The sequence below is a fragment of the Azospirillum sp. RU38E genome, assembly GCF_900188385.1.
GTDB lineage: Bacteria > Pseudomonadota > Alphaproteobacteria > Azospirillales > Azospirillaceae > Niveispirillum.
Map to the genome: position 1 here is coordinate 350,656 of NZ_FZOI01000002.1, position 21,986 is coordinate 372,641.

Genomic DNA, 21,986 nt, shown 5'->3' on the forward strand with positions numbered 1-21,986 from the left:
TTGTCGAGCGGCCCCGCCGCCTGTCGGTTTCCATGAACAACGAAAATCTTCGTATTCTCATCAAGCAGGTGGCGGTGGAACTGCCATTGGGGGTGCCCCCTGTGGCAACACCCTGCCTGTTCAGCCTGACGCTGGAAACGGATATTGCCGGCCCTTTTCTGGGGGATACGGATGACCTGCATATCACCATCGATTACAGCCGGATCGTGCGTCATATCCTGCATGTGTTGCCCGGCCAGGGGCCCTTTGCCGATGCGGCCACTGTCGCCGAGGCGGTGCTGGCCTATGTAGAGACGTTTGATGAGCGGATTACCGGCCAGCATCTGTGGATGCGGGCCGGCCACTTGGAACTGGAACGGAACTGGCGGCGCGGCACATGATGAAACAGACCCTGCTGATCACTGGCGGCGCCCGTCGGCTGGGTGCTGCCCTGGCGCTGGCCTGTGGCCGGGCCGGGTACAATATCATCATCCACCACCGCGATGCCGGCGGGGCCGATGCTGCCGCCACCATCCTGGAAGAGATACGCGGGGCCGGTGCCAAGGCCGCCGCCATCACCGCCGACCTGACCGAACCGGCAGCGATAGAGGATATGGTAGCCCGCGCCGCCAGCGCCATCGGCCAGCCCATTACCGGGCTGATCAACAGCGCTGCCCCTTTTGATTGGGACGATATCGAAACGATTACGGCGGAACGGATGCTGGCGCATTATCTGCCCATCGCCGTTGCCCCCGCCCTGCTCTGCCGCCAGTTATTGGCCCAACTGCCGGCGGGGGTGACAGGAACGGTGATCAATATTCTGGACCAGAAGCTGGCCGCCCCGCATGGCGACCATCTCAGTTACAGCATGGCCAAATATGCCTTGATGGGCCTGGGCGAAATGCTGGCCCGCGCCGCCGCCCCCCGGCTGCGCGTCAATGCCATCGCGCCCGGCTATACATTGCCGGCCCCCGGCCAGGATGTGGCGGATTTCCAGCGCCTGCATAACCGCACCCCGCTGGGCCGGGGGCCGGAAGCAGGTGATATCACGGACGCCGCGCTTTATCTGCTGCGCAGCCCGGCGGTGACGGGCCAGACGCTGTATGTCGATGCCGGAATGCGGTTCAGCCCCCTGGCGCGGGATATCAGCTTTTATTGAGTCGTTTTCCCCGCTTGCCGCCCCCCCGCTTCATCTGCCTATACTGCTATGGTTGCAACAACGCGGAGGGCTGCGGGCGTCGTACCATTCCCCGGATCCGGTCATCTTCACCCATGACCGCCTTCGCTGGGCCGCCACCCGCGGCGTAAGCATGAGCACATTAGAAGAATTCATCCGTTCGCGGCATATCACCGAGGTTGAATGCCTGGTGCCCGATCTGGCCGGCATTGCCCGTGGCAAGATCGTGCCGGCTGACAAGTTCCTGCGCATCATGCGGGATCGTGGCCTGCGGCTGCCGGAATCGATCTTCATTCAGACCGTCACCGGTGAATATCCGGAAGACGAGGATGTCACGTCAGTGGAAAACTGGGACGTCTACATGACGCCCGATCCCCAGACGGTGCGGATGGTTCCCTGGTACAACGAACCCACCGCGCAGGTGATCTGCGATTGTTTTTATGCCGACGGTTCCAGCGTCGACATCTCCCCCCGCTCGGTGCTGAAGCGTGTGCTGAAGCTGTATGAGGATCGGGGTTGGCGCCCCATCGTGGCGCCGGAGCTGGAGTTCTTCCTGGTTGCCATCAATAAAGACCCGGATTATCCGCTTGTGCCGCCCATCGGCCGGTCGGGCCGGCAGGAAAGCGGGCGTCAGGCCTATGGCATCGACGCCGTCAACGAGTTCGATCCGATTTTCGAGGATGTCTACGATTTCTGCGCCAAGCAGGAAATCGACGTGGACACGATGAGCCACGAGGCCGGTGCCGCCCAGATTGAGATCAATTTCAATCATGGCGACGCGCTGGAACTGGCCGATCAGGTTTTCCTGTTCAAGCGCACGGTGCGGGAGGCGGCCATCCGGCATCAGGTCTATGCCACCTTCATGGCCAAGCCGATGCAGAATGAACCGGGCAGCGCCATGCATGTCCACCAGTCGCTGGTGGATATCGCCACCGGCCAGAACCTGTTCGCCACGCCGGAGGGCGATGACACCCCCCTGTTCATGAGCTTCATCGCCGGGCTGCAAAAGTACCTGCCCTATGCCATGCCGCTGCTGGCGCCGAACGTGAATTCCTATCGCCGGCTGGTGCAGGGGTCGGACGCGCCCATCAATGTGCATTGGGGCCGTGACAACCGCACCACCGGCTTCCGCGTGCCCGTCAGCCCGCCGGAGGCACGGCGGGTGGAAAACCGTGTCGCCGGGGCCGATGCCAACCCCTATCTGGCGCTTGCTGCCTCGCTGGCCTGTGGCTATCTGGGCATCAGCCAGGGGCTGGAACCGAGTGACCCGGTCAAGGGATCGGCCCATCGGCTTGCCTTCTCCCTACCCCGTCATCAGGCCGACGCTCTGACCAAGTTCAACGCCTGCAAGCCGTTGAAAGAAGTGCTGGGTGAACGGTTTGTGGCCGCCGTCGGCTATGTGAAGCAGGCGGAATATGATGCCTATCAGCGGGTGATCAGTTCCTGGGAACGGGAAAACCTGTTGCTGAATGTCTGATCGGGTGGGGGCGGCCGGCGCCGGCCTCCCCCATTACAATTTCATGACGCAAGCCATGCGCGGCGCGCAGCCTTGCCCCGGCGGTGCCCCCGGCTGGCAGAATCGACAAAAAGCAATTATATTTCCGCCATCGTCAACAGCGATGGGGATCCATCATGCGGTACTTCTTCTTTCTTCCTATGCTACGGCTCGGTGCATTTTCTCCGTTCGCCGCTCACGTTGTGAAGACCCCGGCCGATCGCCGCGATTGAGGCGACAGGGCCTGCTTCTTTTAGCAGTCTCCATTTTTCAGTCTGAACCAATCAGATACGCCGAAATCCGTTTTCATGGTTTCGGTATGGTTGTCAGAAAAACGCCCCGGCGATTATCTTCGCCGGGGCGTTTTATTTTGCTGAGGATGTTCATCAGCCATGGTTGAGATCAGAACAGCTGTCATCGACGATGCCAATGGCATCGTCTGCCTGCTGGAACAACTGGGTTACCGGCTGGATGTGACGCAGGTTGCGTCGCGGATCACACAGCTGGAAAGCACCGGCACCGATCCCATCCTGGTCGCGGTGAGCGAGGGCCGGTACCTTGGCGTTATTGCACTCAACTGGGTGCTGATGCTCTATGCACCCACCTTGATTGCCCGCATCACGACCCTGGTGGTGCATGAACAGGCGCGCGGCCTTGGTGTCGGGCGCAAGCTGGTGGATGCCGCGGCCGCATTGGCCCGCGCTGCGGGCTGCGATACGCTGGAGGTCACCACAGCCCTGCGCCGTGCCGATGCCCAAGCCTTTTACAAGTCCCTCGGTTTCACCCATTCATCGGCTCGCCTGCATATTCCATTGTGATGTTACCAACTGGCTTCTGCCGATCCGTCGCTATCCCGACATGCAGAAATCCGTTTTCATCGTTTCGGCATGGTTGTCAGAAACACACCCCGGCGATTACCTTCGCCGGGGCGCTTTATTTTGCCCGAGATAACAGCCGTGAGGATGCCCAGGTCATGACCACCCCTGTCGCAGATGGATTCCACATGCCGGCCGAATGGGCCCCGCATGTACGCTGCTGGATGGCCTGGCCCGTCCGGGCAGAGACTTTCCCCAATGGGCTGGATGCTGCCCGCGCCGCCTATGCCGCCGTGGCCCAGGCTATCGCCCAGTTCGAACCGGTCACCATGCTCTGCCCCGATGGCGCTCTGGCGGAGGTCAGCCTGGCCTGTGGCAAGGGGGTCAATGTGCTGCCCATGCCGACCAGCGACAGCTGGGTGCGCGACAATGGCCCCAGCTTTATCATCAATGGCAAGGGCGACGTGGCCGGCGTGCATTGGGGCTTCAATGCCTGGGGCCGCAATTATGATGATTTCCAACCCGACACGGAGGTTGGCCGCCTGATTCTGGAACAGCAGGGTCTGAAGCGCTATGGCGCGCCCCTGGTGATGGAAGGTGGCTCCTTCCATGTCGATGGTGAAGGCACGCTGCTGACCACAGAGGAATGTCTGCTGAACCCCAACCGCAACCCCCACCTTTCCCGCCAGGAGATTGAGGGGCATCTGCGCGATCATCTGGGCGTCAAGCAATTCATCTGGTTGGCCCGGGGGTACGAGCAGGATGAGACCGACGGCCATATTGACGAGATCGCCTGTTTCGTGAAACCGGGCGTGGTGCTGACCATGGTGACGGACGACACATCCGATCCCAATTACCCGGTATTCCAGGATAATCTGGCCCGCTTGTCCGCCGCACGCGATGCCAACGGGCGGGCGTTGGAAATCGTCACCTTGCGCACCCCCGCCAGGCGGGAGCAGAATGGCGTCCGCCTCACCCTCTCCTACACCAATTTCTACATGGCCAATGGCGGCATCGTGATGCCCTTCTTCGAAGACCCGATGGATGAGGAAGCGTTGCGTACCTTCCGCAAGCTGTTCCCCGACCGCAAGGTCGTGCCGGTGCCGGCCCTGGATATCGTGCGCGGCGGCGGTGGCATCCATTGCATCACCCAGCAGCAGCCTGCCGGCTGATCGGCTATATCCTTCTTCCAACCACATTTTACCAAACCAGCCCTGGAGCCTTGTTCATGAGCGACCTGAACCTGCCCGCCATTGACAGCGTGGCGGCGGAATTGATCAGCGTGCGCGACTTCATCCGCTATGCCGTCAGCCGGTTCAACCGGGCGGGGCTGGTGCACGGCCATGGCGCCTTCACCGCCTATGACGAAGCCGTCTTCATGGTGCTGGAGACGCTGAAACTGCCGGTGGACCAGCTGGAGCCTTATCTGGAGGCCCGCCTGCTGCCGGCAGAGCGTCAGGCCCTGGCCAGCATCATTCATGAACGGGTCACCAGCCGCAAGCCCGCCGCCTATCTGACCAAGCGCACCTATATCCAGGGCGTGCCGTTCTATGTCGATGAACGGGTGATCGTGCCGCGCTCCTTCATCGGCGAATTGCTGTTCGGGGAGATGTTTGGTGGCGAGCAGGATTTCACCCTGGTCGATGATGTGATGGATGTGGAACGGGTGCTGGATCTCTGCACCGGGTCCGGCTGTCTGGCCATTCTGGCGGCCAAGATTTTCCCGGAAGCCAAGGTCGATGCGGTCGATCTGTCGCCGGACGCGCTGGAGGTGGCGAAGATCAATGTCGCCGATCATGCGCTGGAAGAACGGGTGAAGCTGTTCAATGGCGACCTGTTCAAGCCGCTGAAGGGCAAGAAATACGACCTGATCATCAGCAACCCGCCCTATGTCGATGCTGAAGCGATGGCCAACCTGCCCGAAGAATATCAGGCGGAACCGCGCATGGCCCTGGTGGGCGGCGGTGATGACGGGATGGATATTGTCCACCGCATCCTGAAGGAAGCGCCGAAATACCTGAACGAAGGCGGCGGGCTGCTGGTGGAAGTTGGCACTGGCCGTGCGGCCCTGGAAGAGGCCTATCCGGACGCCGAGTTCCTCTGGCTGGAGACCGAACTGTCCTTTGGTGAAGTATTCTGGATCACCAAGGAACAGCTGGAAGATCTGTAATCAGATCTGGGGGCGGCTGTCAGTCCGCCCCCTTCCCTTCTACCCGGCCAATTTGGCCAGCCGCGCCCGGCCGGCCTTGCTGCCATTGGGGCGGCCCAGTTCCCGGCTGATCCAGTCGCCGATCCGCGCCACCTCATCCAGATCAACGCCGGTCGACAGGCCGAGCCCTTCGAACAGGTACAGCAGTTCCTCCGTCGCCACATTGCCGGAGGCACCCTTGGCATAGGGGCAGCCGCCCAGGCCAGCCACGGCGCTGTCCATGACCGTCACGCCCTGATCCAGACAGGCCAGAATATTGGCCACGGCCTGGCCATAGGTATCGTGGAAATGCAGGGCAAGCCGATCCACCGGCACATCCTGCACCACCCGCCGCAGCATGGCGGCGGCCTTGGCCGGGGTGCCGACGCCAATTGTATCGCCCAGGCTGATCTCGTAACAGCCCATGGCCGACAGGGATGCCGCCATGAAGGCCACCCGCGCCGGATCAACGTCCCCCTCATAGGGGCAGCCGAGCACGCAGGACACATAGCCCCGCACGCGTAGCCCCGCATCCAGTGCCGTCGCCACCACGGGGCGAAAGCGATCCAGGCTTTCGGCCATGCTGCAATTGATATTGCGCTGGCTGAACCCTTCCGACGCCGCACCGAATATGGCGATTTCCGCCACACCGGCCGCCATTGCCGCTTCCAGCCCCTTGACATTGGGCACCAGGACGGGGTAGGCGACGCCGGGAACGGGTGACAGACTGGCCAGCACAGCCGCGCTGTCGGCCATCTGCGGCACCCATTTGGGGGAAACGAAGGCCCCCGCCTCCACATGGGTCAGGCCGGTGCGGGCCAGACGATCCACCAGAGCGATCTTCACGTCCAGTGGAACGATGGCGGGTTCATTTTGCAGCCCGTCGCGCGGGCCAACCTCCACAATGCGGATGGTGGGCATGGTTCCTCCTTGTTTTTATGAAAAACAGGGATAGGTCAGTATCCCTGCCACACACAAGAAAAACCTGCCCCCTAGAGCGGATCGCGTAAAAGCGCAATCGCTTTGGAGCGTAAATCCGCGCGCTGAACAAGGACTTAGAGCCGGGTGCGTTTTCGGTTAAACGTACCCGGCTCTAACCGGGATCAGTGCGCGCCGAGACCGCGCAGCCCGCCCTTTTCCGCTTCTTCCAGGAACCAGCGATAGGTCAGCGCCAAACCGTCGGCCAGGCTGGTCTGTGCCGTCCAGCCCATTTCCGCCAGCTTGGAATTATCCATCAGCTTGCGCGGCGTACCGTCGGGCTTGCTGGTGTCATAGGTGAAGCGACCGCGATAGCCCACAGTCGCGGCAATCTGTTCGGCCAGCGTGCGGATAGTGACTTCCCGCCCGCTGCCAACATTTACATGGTCATAGCCGCTGTAATTCTTCAGCAGGAAGACCAGGGCATCGGCCAGATCTTCCACATAAAGGAATTCACGCAACGGCTTGCCGGTGCCCCACAACACCACCTCACTCTTTCCCTCACGTGCCGCATCATGCAGACGGGCCATCAGGGCCGGCAGCACATGGCTGCCGGAGGGGTGGAAATTGTCGCCCGGACCATAAAGATTGGTCGGCATGGCAGAGATATAGTCGCAACCATGCTGCTTGCGGAACGCCTGACACAGCTTGATGCCAGCGATCTTGGCAATGGCGTACCATTCGTTGGTCGGCTCCAGCGGGCCGGTCAACAGCGCGTCTTCCCGCATCGGCTGGGGGGCCAGCTTGGGATAAATGCAGGAAGAGCCCAGGAACAGCAGCTTTTCCACACCGGTGCGGAAGCTGGCCTGCACGATATTGGTTTCAATCACCAGATTATCGTAGAGGAAATCCGCCGGATAGGAGTTATTGGCCAGAATGCCGCCGACCTTGGCGGCGGCCACCACCACCGCGTCGGGCTTCTGGGCAGCCACCCACTCCTCCACCGCCGCCTGACGGGTGAGGTCCACCACGTCGCGCCCGACGGTCAGCACCGCACAGCCTTCGCGGGCCAAGCGGCGCACCACGGCGCCGCCCACCATGCCACGATGACCGGCAACCCAAACCTTCTTGCCGGTCAGATCATAGGGGCGCAGTTCGTCAGACATTGCCAGCGCTCCGTCAGGCCATCAGCTTCAGGTCGGATTCCATCATGTCGCGCACCAGTTCGGCGAACGGCGTGCTGTGCTTCCAGCCCAGCTTTTCCCGTGCCTTGGACGGGTCGCCCAGCAGCAGGTCCACTTCCGTCGGGCGGAAATAACGCGGATTGACCTTCACCAGTTCGCGACCGGTGGCGCTGCAACGGCCCACCTCGTCCACGCCACTGCCCGACCAAACAATGGTCATGCCAACATGGGCGAAGGATTTTTCGACAAACTCCCGCACCGTATGCATCTCACCCGTGGCAAGCACGTAATCATCGGCCTGATCCTGCTGCAGGATACGCCACATGCCTTCCACATAATCGCGGGCATGGCCCCAGTCACGCAGGCTGTCCAGATTGCCGAGATAGAGGCAATGCTGCTTGCCATGATGGATGGCCGCCACCGCGCGGGTGATCTTTCGGGTAACAAAGGTTTCGCCGCGGATAGGGCTTTCATGGTTGAACAGGATGCCGTTGCTGGCATGGATGCCATAGGCCTCACGGTAATTCACCGTGATCCAATAGGCATAGAGCTTGGCGGCAGCATAGGGGCTGCGCGGATAGAAAGGGGTGGTTTCCTTCTGCGGCGTCTCCTGCACCTTGCCGTACAGTTCAGAAGTGGAAGCCTGATAGAAGCGGGTCTTCTGCTCCAGCTTCAGGATACGGATAGCTTCCAGCAGGCGAAGCGTGCCGATGGCGTCGGCATTGGCCGTATATTCCGGGGTCTCGAAACTGACCTGCACATGACTCTGCGCGGCCAGGTTGTAAATCTCGTCCGGTTGCGTTTCTTGCACGATGCGGATCAGGTTGGTGCTGTCCGTCAGGTCACCGTAATGCAGCTGGAAGCGCAGATCCTTCTCGTGGATATCCTGGTAGAGATGGTCGATACGGCCGGTATTGAGCGAAGAGGAACGGCGCTTCACCCCATGGACGATATAGCCCTTGGACAGCAGCAGTTCGGACAGGTAGGCGCCATCCTGCCCCGTCACACCGGTGATCAATGCAACCTTACGCGACATATCCACTCTCCAGTTGGCGGGCCTGCCAGAGCGTCAACCGCACCGGCCCGCAATTTTCTACCCCATCCCAACCAGTCGCCCCAACGGTCTGAATGGCAAAAGCTGCTCTTACATGGTCGGCAGCAGGTTGTGAACCATTTATGCGGGCATGGGCGCTGTCACACTATCGGCCAAAGCTTCCAGCGCCGCCGCCGTACCCGCTACATCCCCCACCGGCACGCGAATATAGGGCTGGCTCGGCTGTTGTCCTTCCCGGCAGATCAGGTCCACATCCGACTGGTCAGAGCCGATATAAAGCACCGCTTTGCCAGAAGCGATGCAGCCATAAGTCTTGGACGGAATGACATAAGCGACGAATCCATCGCGCAGCGTGATCAGATGCGCATCCGGTGTCACCAGCAGGCGCCCAAGGTCACCAAAAGGCACCGGCTTGCCCCGCGCCACCGGCAGCCCCTCCGCCCGCAGCCGTTCTTCCACCAAGGTGGCACCGACGCCGATGGCGTTCAGCCATAGGCCAACCCGGCCGGAGCCCTGGCGATGGTGACGGATATAGGCTTCCAGGAAAGTGTCAGTATCATGTGCCACGCCCCAGTTGCCGGAATAAAGCAGCACCACCTTGCCGGCCAGTTCCGGCGGCACGGGCAGCGGCTGTTCATCACCGGTCAGTTCCACCGGCGGCGGATCGCGCTTCAGCACGATATTCGCCGCTGGAATCCCGTAAGATTGCAGCAACCGCACCTGATCTTCGCCCGAGGCCTCGAATCGCTGCACCCGGCGGCGCAGCCAGATGGTCAGTTTCAGAAAGGCATCCAGGATTGCCGATTTCGTCTCACGTGACGCGATCAGACATTCCGGATGGAAATCCGCAATCCGATAGATCAGCTGTTTTCGCAGGATCAGGTTCAGCGGCACCAGATAATGCAGCAGGAACGGCGGGGAGCCGGTGAACAGGATCTGATCCGCCTGCCGCATCCAGCGCCAGGCGGCCTTGAGCAGGGCGGCATTGGTGCGCGCCGTCCACAGCAGACGGCGCGGCAGGTTGGCCCGATCAATGGGGGGAGCGGACAGGCGCAGAATGCGCACCAGCCCCGGCCCCACCCTCTCCTCTTCCAGCCGCGTCTCACCAGAGGTCAGACCGACCAGCGTCACCTCATACCCCAGGGCCGCCCGCTCCCGGCTATGCATCATGGCATATTGGCCGACGGCGCCAAAATCGGGGGGCAGCCAGTCGCACAGGTAGACAAGACGGGTCATGGTCGATCTGCTTGGGAGAAGGGAAGGACGCTTAAGGGCGGCCATTGATCGGGGATCGGAAGGGGGGCTGTCAATGTCGCAAGCGGCGAGGCAGCCATCCGCCCTATCGGTCCAACACATCCTGGGCCAGTTGTTTCGCCCGCTCCAGATCGGCCGCCATCACCACCGCGCCGCGCCGGTGGCGGATACCCAACCCATGCAGCACCCCCATCGGCTGGCGCTGCACCCCGGACAGGATGATGCTGGCGCCCCGGCGCGCCGCCCGTTGGATGGCGGTCTGGATGGCATCGGCACCCGTGGCATCCAGCAGGGGGACCGCCTCCATATCCAAGATCAGCACCTTGGGCGCGCCGCCAGTGCGTTCCAGCACATCGGCCAGCTTGCGGGCAGCGCCAAAGAACATCGGCCCGTCAATGTGGTAAAGAACGGTGTGCGGTGGCAGCCCGGCAGAGGCTTCCGGCTGTTCATGTTCCCGCACGCTGACGGCTTCTGACATGCGGTGCATGAACAGCACCGCCGCGAACAGCACCCCCACCTCAATCGCCACCGTCAGGTCGATCAGCACCGTCAGCACGAAGGTGGTCAGCAGGATCAGCCGATCACCAATGGGCGCAACTTGGAGCTGATGCACAAAGCGCCCGGCATCGCTCATGTTCCAGGCCACCACCACCAGCACGGACGCCAGCACCGCCAGCGGCACATAGGTCGCCAGCCCGCTGAAGGCCAGCATGAACAGCAAGAGAAAGGCTGCGTGCAACATGCCGGACACCGGGCTGCGCGCGCCGGAGCGGATATTGGTGACGGTACGGGCAATCGCCCCCGTTGCCGGCAGCCCGCCAAACAGGGGCGAGGCGATATTGGCCACACCCTGGGCCAGCAATTCCGCATTGGGGCGGTGCCGCCGCCCCGTCATGCCATCGGCCACCACGGCGGAGAGCAGCGACTCGACCCCCGCCAGAAAGGCAATGGTCAGGGCGCTGGGCAGCAGGATACGCAGCTTCTCCAGCGTGATCTCCGGCACGGCCGGCATCGGCAGATGGTCGGGAATACCGCCGAAACGCGAACCGATGGTTTCCACTGGTAAACCCGCCAGGGGGGCCGCAACGGCCGCCACGACAACCGCCACCAGAAAGGCCGGCACCTTGGGTGTCCAGCGCCGCATCACCAGGATCAGGGCCAGGCAGCCCAAGCCCAGAATGGCCGCCGGGCCAACCGTGCCGCGCGCTTCCCAGAAGGCCGGCCATTTTTCCAGGAACTCCGCCGGGACACTGGCCATGGAAAGGCCCAGCAGATCCTTGATCTGGCTGGTGAAAATGATCACCGCAATGCCGGCCGTGAACCCCGTCACCACCGGTTCCGGGATATATTTGATCCACTGGCCCATGCGGGTGACAGCGGCTGCCACCAGAATGATGCCGGCCATCAGGGTGGCCAGCAGCAGCCCGTCATAGCCATGCCGGGCGATGACATCGAACACCACCACCACAAAGGCACCGGTCGGGCCGCCAATCTGCACCCGGCTGCCCCCCAAGGCGGAGATCAGAAAGCCTGCCACCACCGCCGTGACCAGCCCCTTGTCCGGTGTGGTGCCGGATGCGATGGCCAGCGCCATGGCCAGCGGCAAGGCGACAATGGCCACTGTCAGCCCCGCCACCGCATCATTGCGCAGGGCGGCAAGACTGTATCCTTCTTGGAAACACGTGATCAGCTTGGGCATCAGTTCCCGCCACAGGGCTGTGGCGGGACGGGCGGGGGTGGGCGCAATGGCCATGGCTGGCGCCTTGATGTGACGGGCGGGAACGCGCCTATAGCGTCACCGCCCACCCACCCCGGCGTCAAGCGCCGGGGTTACCGCAAAGGGTGCGGGTCAGACTGAACCGGGGGGAATGGCTTTTCCCCTTCCCCCACAGGTTCATTCATCACCGCCCCTCAACCGTCAGAACTTGACGGCGACTTCAACGCCATAGAAACGCGGCGTGCCGGCGATGAAGGTGGGCACGCCGAAGGCCCCGCCGGTATTGCCGGCATCGATCAGATATTCGCGGTTAAACAGGTTCTGCACCGAGGCAGTGACCGTCCAGCGCCCATCATCAGACCGGAAACCGGCGCGCAGGTTGGCCGTGCCATAGGCACCCTGGCTGATATCCGGCAGGTTGGTTTCTTCAAAATAGACCCGCGACTTCCAGGAGAAGGTGGGGGTCACGAACAACTCAACCCCGCTGTCGCCCAGCGGACGAACATATTGGGCACCAAGAGAGACGCTGTGTTCCGGCGTCAGGCGGAAGGTGTTGCCGGCCAGCACCTGCCGGTTGCCCCTGGAGTCGGTGTCATCGAATTCGGCATGGATATAGCCGTAATTGGCGAAGACCGACAGCGCCTCCGTGGCCTGGGCCGTGATGCTGCCCTCAAACCCATAGGCCGTGGCCGTGCCGCTATCCACCGTCACCGCGATGGGGGAATTGTCCGGCCGGGAAGAGGTCTGGAAATTGCTGTAATCATAGTAATAACCAGCCCCTTCCAACTGTATCCGGTTATCCAGCAGGCTGGTCTTGGCACCGGCCTCATAGCTCCAGACGATTTCGTTCTTCAGCGTGTTGGAGAGGGTGGCGTTCACCTGCACCACCGCCGGACGGCGGCCGCGTGACACGCTGGCATAGATCAGGCTGTCGGTTGTCGGCTTATAGCTGGCGACGAAACGGCCGACCACGCTGTCGAAATCCTTTTCCTGCTGCTTGCGGGGTACATTGGGGAACAGGCTGCCGATCAGGCTGACCGGGCGATCCACCCATTGTTCGAAAGCCGATTCCTGCTTCTCATGCGTGAAGCGCACGCCGGCCGTCAGGGAGAATTCCGGGGTCAGCGCATAGGTGCCGTCGGCAAAGGCCTCATAGGCGCTGTTGGTGCCGTAATTGGTGAACAGCGCCTCGCCAAAGGTGCGCAATGGCAGGCCGTTGGGCAGCGCCGTCGGGCCGGGATTGACGGTGCCATTGGGCAGGATCGCCTGACCATAGAAGGGGTTCAGCGCCGGCACCGCCAGCAGGGCCAGCGAGCGTTCATTGGTGCGCAGCGGCACGCGCTGATAACCCTTTTCATGGAAGTAATTGGCGCCCACAAAACCCTGGAACTGGTCGCCATCATCGTAATTCAGGCGGAATTCCTGGCTCCACTGCTCACTATGGGCGATCTCAGCGAATTCCAGCATATAGGCCTGGGTGCCGTCAGCATCGAACTCCTCATTCGTATCGAACTTGCGGAAGCCGGAGATGGAGGTCAGGTGCACGCTGTCGGAAAGGCGATATTCCGCCGTGACATTGGCGTTGAACAGCTCCCGATCCACCCCCAGCTCGTCACCGCGATTAAGCTGGGCGGCGGTGAAGGGGCTGGTATCACCACCCGCCGGGGCAAAGCGGCGGTTCTTGAAGGAGGTGCCAGTATAATCATCCTTCTGATAGTTCAGGATGCCGGTGATCTTGAAATCGTCAGATGCCTCCACCAGCAGCGAACCGCGCAGCGCTTCCACGCCAACGCCGTTCAGCTTTTCCTTGGCGCCGGGCACCAGATTGTCGATATAGCCGTCGCGCTGGCGGCTGATGCCGGCCAGCCGGACGGCCACCTTGTCCGAGACCGGGGCGTTGACCGTGGCTTCATAGGTCTGCTGGCGGTAATTGCCGATGGCGATGCGGCCGGTCACCTCCATCTCATCCAACTGCGGCTTGTTGGAGATAACATGGACGGCGCCGATCTGGGCGCCACGGCCGAACAAGGTGCCCTGCGGCCCCTTCAGCACTTCCACCCGTTCGATATCGAACAGTTCCACCACCGCCCCCCGGGCGCGGCTGGCCGGCACGCCGTCCACGAAGACAGAAACGCGGGCTTCCTGCTGGGAAGAGCCATTGTCGGAAGTGATGCCGCGGATGACATAGCCGGGATTGTTCGGGCTTTGCAGCTGGATCTGCAGGCCGGGCACGAAGTTGGACAGGTCGTCCAGTTCCGTCAGGCCCAGTTCCTCCAGCTTCTTGCCGGAATAGGCGGTCAGGGAGATCGGCACATCCTGGGCGCTCTGGCTGCGCTTTTGCGCCGTCACGATGATCTCTTCCAGAACAAGGGTCTCTGCCTGCGCCGGCACGGCGCTCAGAATCGCCAGGACGCAGCCGCCCAGCAGGATCGGGCGCAAGCAGATAGTCGACATTTCTATTCCCTTCCGATGATCATGGCCGGTGTTGATGACGGGGGTCGGCCGATCAGGCGCAGAATAGGGAAGGCGGTTACAGCTTCATGAAGGGGGGATTAAACTATTGTTTGAAACATGTTTTTCTTTACCATTCAGTCTCTTGGGACACATCTATCAGGTCAATAGGGGACAACTGCCGGCCCGGTGCCGATCATGCGACGCGACATCCCCATTGTGTGGCCCGGCCAGCACGCGGTAATTCCAGAAGCTATTCCTGTATCTGCCCGCCCCTGAAGGTCTCACCCACCCATGCAACCGCACACGCCCACGCGTCTGGCCGATCTGCACCCGTCGTTGGGGGCCAGCCTGTCCGGCACCAATTTGGAACGGGCGGGCGATCATAATCAGCGTGTCACCTTGCAGGCGATCCGGGTCAGCGGGCCGATCACCCGCAGCGATCTGGCCGATATCACCGGCCTGACAGCACCCGCCATCGCCAACATCACCAAGCGGCTGTTGAATGAAGGGTTGATCATGGAGGCTGGCCGCCTGCTGGGGCAGCGCGGCCAGCCGGCCATGAAGCTGACCATCAATCCCGATGGCTGCTTTTCCATCGGGCTGAATATCGACCGCGACCATATCACCCTGGTGGTGCTGGACCTGCTGGGACAGGTGCGGGCGCGCGCAACGCTGGAGGCGGAATTTGCTTTGCCCGATGCGGTGATTGCCTTCTTTGACGCGCAAATCCCGCGCCTGCTGGAAACCGGTGGCGTTCATCCAGACCGGTTGATCGGGATCGGCATCGCCCGGCCCGACGATCTGGGCCGGGTGCATCTGCCGCACCAGCCGGCTGCCTATGCCGGGTGGGAGGAGGTGGACCTGCCCGCCCTGCTGGGGCAACGCTTGCGCCTGCCCACCTTCGTGGAGAATGACGCCGCTGCCGCTGCGCTCGGCGAATTGGCCTTTGGCCATGGGCTGCATCACCCCAGCTTCGTCTATATCCTGTTCAGCCGGGGGCTGGGCGGTGGGTTGGTGATCGATGGCAACTATTACCGCGGCGCCAATGGACGCAGCGGAGAGATCGGCTTTCTGCCCATCCATTCCCCCCGCACAGCCGCCCGCGCGTTGCAGGATGCCGTCTCGCTGTCCGCCCTGTTCGACTTTTTGGAAGCGCGGGGCCACCCGCTGGAACGACCGGACCAACTGGCTGCCCTGCCCCCCTCCGGCCAAAGCCTGGTGACGGAATGGCTGGAGATGGCGGCGGAATTGCTGGTGGAACCGTTGCTTTCCATCAGTTGCCTGATGAATCCGGAGGCGGTGTTCATTGGCGGCCGGCTGCCGGCCGATCTGGTGGATGGGCTGGTGACGACCGTCAACCAGCGTACCGCCGGTTATGGGGATCGCGTCCCCGCCATTGCCCCCCTGCGCCGTGCCGCCATGGCTGCCGATGCGCCGGCGGTGGGGGCCGCCATCCTGCCCTTCAACGACCGGCTGCTGCCGTCGCGCAGCGTGCTGATGAAAACGGCGTGAAGGCGTGTCTGATTTATTATTTCAATTTGCTTATTTTAAAAGAGCGGATAAATTGCCCCGCGAACGCCCCGGCCCCGTCAGGAAGGCCAAACCAGGGGCGAATGCAAGATGCCAGAGGAAGCCCATGTCCAGCGAGAGTCCCCTGCCTTAGTATGGCTATGGCTGGCCGCCGCTGGCGTGGCGGCATCGCGGGCCATACCCGCACCTGAACCAGATATTTCCTTATGTCAAAGGGCCGCCGCGACCTGCGCTGTCGGCCGGAGCATTGCCAGATGATCAGAATTGGGGTCGATTTCGGCGGTACCAAGATCGAAGCCGCCGCCCTGGACCAGGATGGCCGTTTCCTGTCCCGCGTGCGTCAACCCAATCCGGGTGATTATGACGCCGCCATCCGGGTTGTCTGCGACCTGATCCAGCGGGCCGAGCAGGAAGCCGGTGCCAAGGGCACGGTGGGCGTTGGCGTCCCCGGCTCCATCTCCCCGCGTACCGGGCTGATGCGCAACGCCAATTCCGTTTATCTGAACGGCCGCACCTTCCGGGAGGATCTGGCGACCGCGCTGGGCCGGGACGTGCATATGGCCAATGACGCCAATTGCCTGGCCCTGTCGGAAGCCGTTGATGGGGCGGCGGCCGGGGCGCGGGTGGCCTTTGCCATCATCATCGGCACCGGTTGCGGTGGCGGGCTGGTGGTGGATGGCCAGTTGGTGGAAGGGGCCAACGGCATTGGCGGCGAATGGGGCCATATCCCCCTGCCCTCCCCGCAAGGGGCGGAGCTGCCGGGCACCGAATGCTGGTGCGGCCAGCGCAACTGCCTGGAAACCTGGGTCTCCGGCACCGGCTTGCGCCGCGATTTTGAGCGGGTGAGCGGCCGGTCTATGGATGGCGAAGGCATCATCCAGGCCGCCCGCCGGGGCGATGCCAATGCCGTGGGCGCCATGGATCGCTATATTGATCGGCTGGGCCGGGCGATGGCGCTGATCGTCAATATCCTGGATCCCGATGTGTTCGTGCTGGGCGGTGGCCTGTCCAATGTCACGGAACTTTATGAGCGGCTGCCGGCTGCCATCCGCCCGCATGTCTTCTCCGACGGCTGGGAGGCGAAGATCGCACCGGCCCGCTGGGGCGACAGTTCGGGCGTGCGCGGTGCCGCCCGCCTGTGGCATTCCTGATCCATTCGACCAGACAGGGCCTTGACGCCGATGACCCAATCCTCCCTTTCCGCCGCCGCCACACAGCGCGACCGCCTGAAGAACTGGCTGCTGGGGCAAGCCTTCCCCATCTGGTGGCAGCAGGGCTACGACCATGCGCGCGGCGGCTTCCATGAAAAGCTGGACCAGCAGGGCCAGCCGGTGGACGCCAATCGCCGCGCCCGTGTCCAGGCCCGCCAGGTCTATTCCTATGCCGTGGCCGGCCGCCTGGGCTGGGATGGCCCGGCGCAGACGGCGGTGAAGGAAGGGCTGCGGCTGTTCCTGGAACGGTTCCAGCGGCCGGATGGGCTGGTGCGCGGCGTGGTCTCCCCCGAAGGGACTTCGGTGGATGACAGCGTGGCGCTTTATGATCAGGCATTCGCCCTGTTCAGCATGGCCCAGGCCGCCCAGGCGTTGAATAATGTGGCCGTGTATGAAGCACAGGCCCTGGCCGTGCTGGCCGCCATGCGCGACCTGCTGCCCCACCCGGTGGCCGGATTCGTGGAACCGGCGGGCAAGCATCGCCAGCAATCCAACCCGCATATGCACCTGTTTGAGGCCTGTCTGGCCTGGGAGGAACTGACCGGCAACAAGGTCTGGACCGATCTGGCCGACACCATCGCCCATATGGCGCTGACCTATTTCATTGATGCCAAAACCGGGGGGCTGCGGGAATTTTTCGCCGCCGACTGGTCCCCGGCCGAGGGGGTGGATGGGCGCATCGTCGAGCCCGGCCACCAGTTCGAATGGGCCTGGCTGCTGTTGCGCTGGGGCACGCTGCGCAGCCGGCAGGATGCGGTGGAAGCTGGCTTGCGCCTGATCACCATCGGGGAAGGCCATGGCGTGGACAAGGCGCGCAATGTCGCCTTCAACAGCCTGCTGGATGATTTCTCCCCCCATGATGCCGCCGCCCGCCTGTGGCCGCAGACGGAGCGCATCAAGGCCGGCTGTCTGGCCGGCCTGCTGACCGGACGCGCGGATTACTGGCAGATCGCCGCCGATGGGGCCGCGGGGCTTTGGACCTATCTGCAGACGGCCGTTCCCGGCCTCTGGTATGACCGGATGCAGGCCGATGGCAGCCTGATTGACGAGGCGGCACCGGCCAGCAGCTTCTATCACATCATCTGCGCCATCGTGGAACTGGATCAGGCTTTGGCAAAGGCCGGGGCCTGATCAGCGCGGCGCATGTCGGGTGATCAACCCGTGATCACCCGACATGCCGGCCGGTAAAATCCTCTTTCCAGTCCTTCCCACGGCAGCTTTCGCTGATCCGCCCCCCGCGATTCCGCATATCCAACCTGCGGCGCTGTCATAAGCTATCCCACTGATGGTAAAGACCGGCCGCATGGTCGGCAACGGAACGGGGATTGGCAGAGATGACAAGCCTGACAGGCAACGGGGTTTATGCGCCGGCGCAGACGGCACCGGCCACCATGGCGCGCACGCGGCTGGTGGCCATTGATGCGCTGCGCGGGTTGGTGATGCTGTTCATGCTGGTGGATCATGTACGGGAGACATGGTTCCTGCATATGCAGGTCAGCGACCCGGTGGATGTCACTCAGGTGAGCCCGGCGCTGTTTTTCACCCGGCTGCTCTCCACCTTCTGTGCCCCCACCTTCGTGGCGCTGACCGGCCTGTCGGCCTGGCTTTATGGCCAGTCGCACAGCAAACAGGAAACCTCCCTGTTTCTGCTGAAACGTGGCCTGTTCCTGATTTTCCTGGAACTGACCTTTGTCGGCTTTGCCTGGTCGGCGCAGTTCCCGCCAAAGGGTTTCTGGCTGCAGGTGATCTGGGCCATCGGTATCAGCATGGTGGTGCTGGCCGGTCTGCTGCATATACCCCGCCCCTGGCAGTTCGCGCTCGGTCTGCTGATCGTCTGCGGCCATAATCTGCTGGATGGGATCCGGCTGGCACCGGGGGATGCCTGGTACGTACCCTGGGCCATTTTGCACCAGCGCAGCGTCATTGATCTGGGCGGCGGCATGTTTGCCAAGACGACATACCCGATCCTGCCCTGGATCGGGGTGATTCTGCTGGGTTATGCCGCCGGCCCCTGGTTTGCCAGGAATGCCGATGCAGGCCAGCGTCAGCGCCGCCTGTTGCTGGTGGGTATCGCCATGCTGGTTGGCTTCGTGGCCCTGCGCTACGCCAATTTCTATGGTGACAAGCCCTGGTTCACCGGCGCAGACGGACTGGTAACAGTCATGAGTTTCCTGTCACTGACCAAATATCCGCCCTCCCTGCTGTTCCTGCTGCCCACCGTCGGCACCGGCGTGCTGCTGCTGGTGCTGTTTGAGAAAGTTCAGGATAGCCGGCTGATGCCCTGGCTGGCCCTGTTCGGTGGTGCGCCGATGTTCTTCTATCTGCTGCATCTTTATGTGCTGAAGGCGCTCTATCTGGGGGCCGTGGCGCTTTATGGGCTGAACAAGGGCAGCGTCTTCGGGGTGGATAATGTCTCCACCGTCTGGCTCTGGTCGCTGGGGCTGGTGCTGCCGCTCTATTACCCCACCCGTTGGTTCGCCCAGTTGAAGCAGCGCCGCAAGGATATCTGGTGGCTGAAATATCTCTGACCGGCATTTTCTGCTGATCCGTCCTCTGCAAAGCCCCGCCATCCCCATGATGGCGGGGCTTTTTGTCGCGGAGGGGGCAGAAGCCCCCGGCATTTTCCACGTATTTTGACCCGTCAACGATATAACACACTGTCGCCCCATGGCAGTTTGACGAAACAATTTTGTCGTCAATGCGCAAATCTGGATAACAGGAAAAAGCAAAACGCAGAGCGAAAACGCCTCGCAAAGATGCCGACCATTGTGTTGGCATGACGGGATGAATAAGAAAGCGGATGTTACATAGTAACAATCCGTACCAGGTTGGACGGCGGAGCTTCATAAAGGGGAACAAAGATGAAAATTAATCCCGGATTCCGGCTTGCCTTGGTGGCAGGGGCTGCCTGCGTCGCGCTGACCGGCACCGCAACCGCGGAAATGGCAGCTGGTGAGGAACTGGCAGAGATCATCGTTGTCGGCCAGCGTCAGGCCTATCGGGGCGACATCGCCATCAAGGACACGCCGCAATCGATCCAGGTGCTGGATGGGGAGCTGCTGCAAACCATCGGCGCCACCGGCCTGGAAGATGCGCTGGAAATGGCCAGCGGCATTGCCAAGCAGAATAATTTCGGTGGCCTTTGGGATGCCTTCGCCGTGCGCGGCTTCTCTGGTGATGAAAATTTCCCCTCGGGCTATCTGGTCAATGGTTTCAATGGCGGCCGTGGCTATGGCGGTCCGCGTGATGCCTCTAATATTGAAAAGATTGAGGTGCTGAAAGGCCCCAACTCCGCCCTGTTCGGCCGTGGCGAACCGGGCGGTACGGTGAATATCATCACCAAGAAGCCGAAATTCGACACAGAGGGCAGCTTCAGCGTCTCCGCCGGCAGCTATGATAATTACCGGGTCGAAGGCGATATCACCGGGGCGGTGGCCGATAAGGTGGCCGTGCGCCTGAATGGCGCGGCAGAAGATGCCGGCAGCTTCCGCAAGACCATTAAGACCAAGAAATACACGTTCAGCCCCTCCATTCTGGTGGAACTGACCGAGGACACCTCGCTGTCCTATGAAATGGAATATGTGAACCAGAAGGTGCCGTTTGATCGCGGCATCGTCGCCATCAATGGCGTGCTGGGGGCGGTCGCCAATTCCACCTTCCTGGGCGAACCGGATGATGGCCCGATCAAGGTGCGTGTGCTGGGCCATCAGGCGCAGCTGCAGCATAATTTCAGTGATAACTGGAGCCTGCTGATCGGCGCCGGCTACCGCGAAACCTCCTTCAAGGGTTTCTCTACCGAGGCGGAACTGGCGGGTGGCCGCCAGACGCTGGACAAGACCAACGGCACCTTCCTGTCGCGTCAGCGCCGTTATCGTGACTTCCAGACCGAACATTCGGTGCTGCGGGCGGAAACCAGCGGCACCTTCAACACTGGGGATTTCACCCATCATGTGATCATCGGTACCGACTGGGACAAGTTCGAGGTTGATCACCTGCAACTGCGTTATCGTCCCGGCACCTACACGGCGGGCCGCCCTATCACGGCCGCCAACAACGCCATCAATGTCTATAACCCTGTCTACGGCAATCTTCAGGTGCCGGGCGCCTTCCGCAGTGAGTTGGAAACCCAGGAGGCCTGGGGTGCCTATCTGCAAGATCAGATTGATGTCACGGAGAAGCTGAAAATCCGTTTCGGCGGCCGCTACGATAATTTCGACCATAATGTCGATTTCCGCCGCACCAGCACAAACGCCGCAAAGACCTATAAGAAGTTCAGCCCGCAGGCGGGCATCGCCTATGAATTCACCGAGGAAGTGTCGGTTTACGGCTCCTATGGTCAGGGCTTCCGCCCCAATTCCGGTGCGGATGCCAGCAACACGCTGTTCCGTCCGGAAGAAACCAAAAGCTATGAGGTGGGGGCCAAATACACCACGCCGGATGGCAAGATCACCAGCACCGTTGCCCTGTTCAGCATGAAGAAGAACAATGTGCTGACGGCCGATCCGGTGAATTCCGGCTTCTCCCTGGCTATCGGCAAGGCACGCAGCAAGGGGATCGAGTTTGATCTGAATGCCAAGCTGCCGGAAGATATCCAGGTCTATCTGACCTATTCCTACACAGACGCCGAGGTGGCGGAGGATATGCTGGACCCCAATTTCGCCCAGCCGATCCGCGAAGGCTCCGCCCTGCTGAACGTGCCGAAGAACAGCGCCAACCTGCTGGTCACCAAGGAATTCACGTTCGGCACGGATGATGTTGTCACCATCGGCGGTGGGGTGAATTATGTCGACAAGCGGCTGGGGGAAACGGCGACGGAATTCTATCTGCCCAGCTACACGCTGGTGAAGCTGCTGGCCTCCTGGCAGCCGACTGAACAGTTGAAGCTGTCGGTGGATGTGAATAACCTGTTTGACAAGCGCTATTACGCCAGCTCCTACGCCCGGCTCTGGGTCGCCCCCGGCACGCCGCGCACCTTTACGGCCAAGGTCAGCTACACGTTCTGATCTGGCA

General features: G+C 62.1%; 17 protein-coding genes. 11 read left to right on the forward strand and 6 right to left on the reverse strand.

Annotated features, from left to right (window positions below):
• Window positions 1–32: 32 nt before the first annotated feature.
• The 6 genes from CHB97_RS06790 (at window position 33) to prmB (ending at window position 5,636) form a co-directional block, all read left to right on the forward strand.
• Window positions 33–380, forward strand: a complete 348-nt coding sequence (locus tag CHB97_RS06790; RefSeq protein WP_089287193.1) for a hypothetical protein — start codon at window positions 33–35, stop codon at window positions 378–380.
• Complete coding sequence (locus tag CHB97_RS06795; protein WP_089287194.1) at window positions 377–1,138, forward strand: SDR family oxidoreductase; 762 nt, start codon at window positions 377–379, stop codon at window positions 1,136–1,138. Before CHB97_RS06790 ends, CHB97_RS06795 begins: the two co-directional genes overlap by 4 nt.
• Before the next feature lie 151 nt (window positions 1,139–1,289).
• Window positions 1,290–2,633 (forward strand): glutamine synthetase family protein, encoded by a 1,344-nt coding sequence (locus CHB97_RS06800; protein WP_089287195.1) that lies wholly within the window; start codon window positions 1,290–1,292, stop codon window positions 2,631–2,633.
• Between the two features lie 410 nt (window positions 2,634–3,043).
• On the forward strand, window positions 3,044–3,469 hold the full coding sequence (locus tag CHB97_RS06805) for a GNAT family N-acetyltransferase (protein ID WP_089287196.1): 426 nt from the start codon (window positions 3,044–3,046) through the stop codon (window positions 3,467–3,469).
• 155 nt (window positions 3,470–3,624) lie between these two features.
• Window positions 3,625–4,638, forward strand: a complete 1,014-nt coding sequence (locus CHB97_RS06810) for an agmatine/peptidylarginine deiminase (protein ID WP_089287197.1) — start codon at window positions 3,625–3,627, stop codon at window positions 4,636–4,638.
• A gap of 56 nt (window positions 4,639–4,694) precedes the next feature.
• Window positions 4,695–5,636, forward strand: a complete 942-nt coding sequence (prmB, locus tag CHB97_RS06815; RefSeq protein ID WP_089287198.1) for a 50S ribosomal protein L3 N(5)-glutamine methyltransferase — start codon at window positions 4,695–4,697, stop codon at window positions 5,634–5,636.
• Window positions 5,637–5,675: 39 nt separating this feature from the next.
• On the opposite strand, the gene CHB97_RS06820 is transcribed toward prmB, so the two are convergent.
• The 6 genes from CHB97_RS06820 to CHB97_RS06845 form a co-directional block, all read right to left on the reverse strand.
• Window positions 5,676–6,575 (reverse strand): hydroxymethylglutaryl-CoA lyase, encoded by a 900-nt coding sequence (locus CHB97_RS06820; RefSeq protein WP_089287199.1) that lies wholly within the window; start codon window positions 6,573–6,575, stop codon window positions 5,676–5,678.
• A 182-nt stretch (window positions 6,576–6,757) separates the two neighbouring features.
• Entirely contained in the window at window positions 6,758–7,738 is a 981-nt protein-coding gene (locus tag CHB97_RS06825; RefSeq protein WP_089287200.1) for a GDP-L-fucose synthase, read from the reverse strand.
• Window positions 7,739–7,751: 13 nt separating this feature from the next.
• Window positions 7,752–8,792: a GDP-mannose 4,6-dehydratase gene (gene gmd, locus CHB97_RS06830; RefSeq protein WP_089287201.1), complete on the reverse strand. Its 1,041-nt coding sequence runs from the start codon at window positions 8,790–8,792 to the stop codon at window positions 7,752–7,754.
• A gap of 138 nt (window positions 8,793–8,930) precedes the next feature.
• On the reverse strand, window positions 8,931–10,046 hold the full coding sequence (locus CHB97_RS06835; RefSeq protein WP_089287202.1) for a hypothetical protein: 1,116 nt from the start codon (window positions 10,044–10,046) through the stop codon (window positions 8,931–8,933).
• Window positions 10,047–10,149: 103 nt separating this feature from the next.
• Entirely contained in the window at window positions 10,150–11,817 is a 1,668-nt protein-coding gene (locus CHB97_RS06840) for a SulP family inorganic anion transporter (protein WP_089287203.1), read from the reverse strand.
• A 165-nt stretch (window positions 11,818–11,982) separates the two neighbouring features.
• Window positions 11,983–14,235 carry a TonB-dependent receptor gene (locus CHB97_RS06845; protein WP_089287204.1) on the reverse strand — a complete coding sequence of 751 codons (2,253 nt, stop codon included), beginning with the start codon at window positions 14,233–14,235 and terminating at the stop codon, window positions 11,983–11,985.
• Between the two features lie 291 nt (window positions 14,236–14,526).
• Here CHB97_RS06845 and CHB97_RS06850 point away from each other — a divergent pair, with 291 nt between their 5' ends.
• From CHB97_RS06850 to CHB97_RS06870, 5 genes are all read left to right on the forward strand, one after another.
• On the forward strand, window positions 14,527–15,747 hold the full coding sequence (locus CHB97_RS06850; protein WP_089287205.1) for an ROK family transcriptional regulator: 1,221 nt from the start codon (window positions 14,527–14,529) through the stop codon (window positions 15,745–15,747).
• 272 nt (window positions 15,748–16,019) lie between these two features.
• Window positions 16,020–16,916 (forward strand): ROK family protein, encoded by an 897-nt coding sequence (locus tag CHB97_RS06855; RefSeq protein WP_089287321.1) that lies wholly within the window; start codon window positions 16,020–16,022, stop codon window positions 16,914–16,916.
• A 30-nt stretch (window positions 16,917–16,946) separates the two neighbouring features.
• Window positions 16,947–18,107: an AGE family epimerase/isomerase gene (locus CHB97_RS06860; protein WP_089287206.1), complete on the forward strand. Its 1,161-nt coding sequence runs from the start codon at window positions 16,947–16,949 to the stop codon at window positions 18,105–18,107.
• A gap of 203 nt (window positions 18,108–18,310) precedes the next feature.
• The gene (locus CHB97_RS06865; protein ID WP_089287207.1) at window positions 18,311–19,504 is read left to right on the forward strand and encodes a DUF1624 domain-containing protein; all 1,194 of its coding nucleotides are present in this window, start codon (window positions 18,311–18,313) and stop codon (window positions 19,502–19,504) included.
• Window positions 19,505–19,837: 333 nt separating this feature from the next.
• On the forward strand, window positions 19,838–21,979 hold the full coding sequence (locus CHB97_RS06870; protein WP_089287208.1) for a TonB-dependent siderophore receptor: 2,142 nt from the start codon (window positions 19,838–19,840) through the stop codon (window positions 21,977–21,979).
• Window positions 21,980–21,986: the final 7 nt, after the last annotated feature.

What these genes read in the sequence shown, in the direction of transcription:
- CHB97_RS06860 (WP_089287206.1), top strand. Translation starts at nt 16,947, where the DNA reads ATGACCCAATCCTCCCTTTCCGCCGCCGCCACACAGCGCGACCGCCTG.
- CHB97_RS06855 (WP_089287321.1), top strand. Translation starts at nt 16,020, where the DNA reads ATGATCAGAATTGGGGTCGATTTCGGCGGTACCAAGATCGAAGCCGCC.
- CHB97_RS06835 (WP_089287202.1), bottom strand. Translation starts at nt 10,046, where the DNA reads ATGACCCGTCTTGTCTACCTGTGCGACTGGCTGCCCCCCGATTTTGGC.
- CHB97_RS06845 (WP_089287204.1), bottom strand. Translation starts at nt 14,235, where the DNA reads ATGTCGACTATCTGCTTGCGCCCGATCCTGCTGGGCGGCTGCGTCCTG.
- CHB97_RS06790 (WP_089287193.1), top strand. Translation starts at nt 33, where the DNA reads ATGAACAACGAAAATCTTCGTATTCTCATCAAGCAGGTGGCGGTGGAA.
- CHB97_RS06840 (WP_089287203.1), bottom strand. Translation starts at nt 11,817, where the DNA reads ATGGCCATTGCGCCCACCCCCGCCCGTCCCGCCACAGCCCTGTGGCGG.
- gmd (WP_089287201.1), bottom strand. Translation starts at nt 8,792, where the DNA reads ATGTCGCGTAAGGTTGCATTGATCACCGGTGTGACGGGGCAGGATGGC.
- prmB (WP_089287198.1), top strand. Translation starts at nt 4,695, where the DNA reads ATGAGCGACCTGAACCTGCCCGCCATTGACAGCGTGGCGGCGGAATTG.
- CHB97_RS06805 (WP_089287196.1), top strand. Translation starts at nt 3,044, where the DNA reads ATGGTTGAGATCAGAACAGCTGTCATCGACGATGCCAATGGCATCGTC.
- CHB97_RS06870 (WP_089287208.1), top strand. Translation starts at nt 19,838, where the DNA reads ATGAAAATTAATCCCGGATTCCGGCTTGCCTTGGTGGCAGGGGCTGCC.
- CHB97_RS06800 (WP_089287195.1), top strand. Translation starts at nt 1,290, where the DNA reads ATGAGCACATTAGAAGAATTCATCCGTTCGCGGCATATCACCGAGGTT.
- CHB97_RS06795 (WP_089287194.1), top strand. Translation starts at nt 377, where the DNA reads ATGATGAAACAGACCCTGCTGATCACTGGCGGCGCCCGTCGGCTGGGT.
- CHB97_RS06820 (WP_089287199.1), bottom strand. Translation starts at nt 6,575, where the DNA reads ATGCCCACCATCCGCATTGTGGAGGTTGGCCCGCGCGACGGGCTGCAA.
- CHB97_RS06810 (WP_089287197.1), top strand. Translation starts at nt 3,625, where the DNA reads ATGACCACCCCTGTCGCAGATGGATTCCACATGCCGGCCGAATGGGCC.
- CHB97_RS06825 (WP_089287200.1), bottom strand. Translation starts at nt 7,738, where the DNA reads ATGTCTGACGAACTGCGCCCCTATGATCTGACCGGCAAGAAGGTTTGG.
- CHB97_RS06865 (WP_089287207.1), top strand. Translation starts at nt 18,311, where the DNA reads ATGACAAGCCTGACAGGCAACGGGGTTTATGCGCCGGCGCAGACGGCA.
- CHB97_RS06850 (WP_089287205.1), top strand. Translation starts at nt 14,527, where the DNA reads ATGCAACCGCACACGCCCACGCGTCTGGCCGATCTGCACCCGTCGTTG.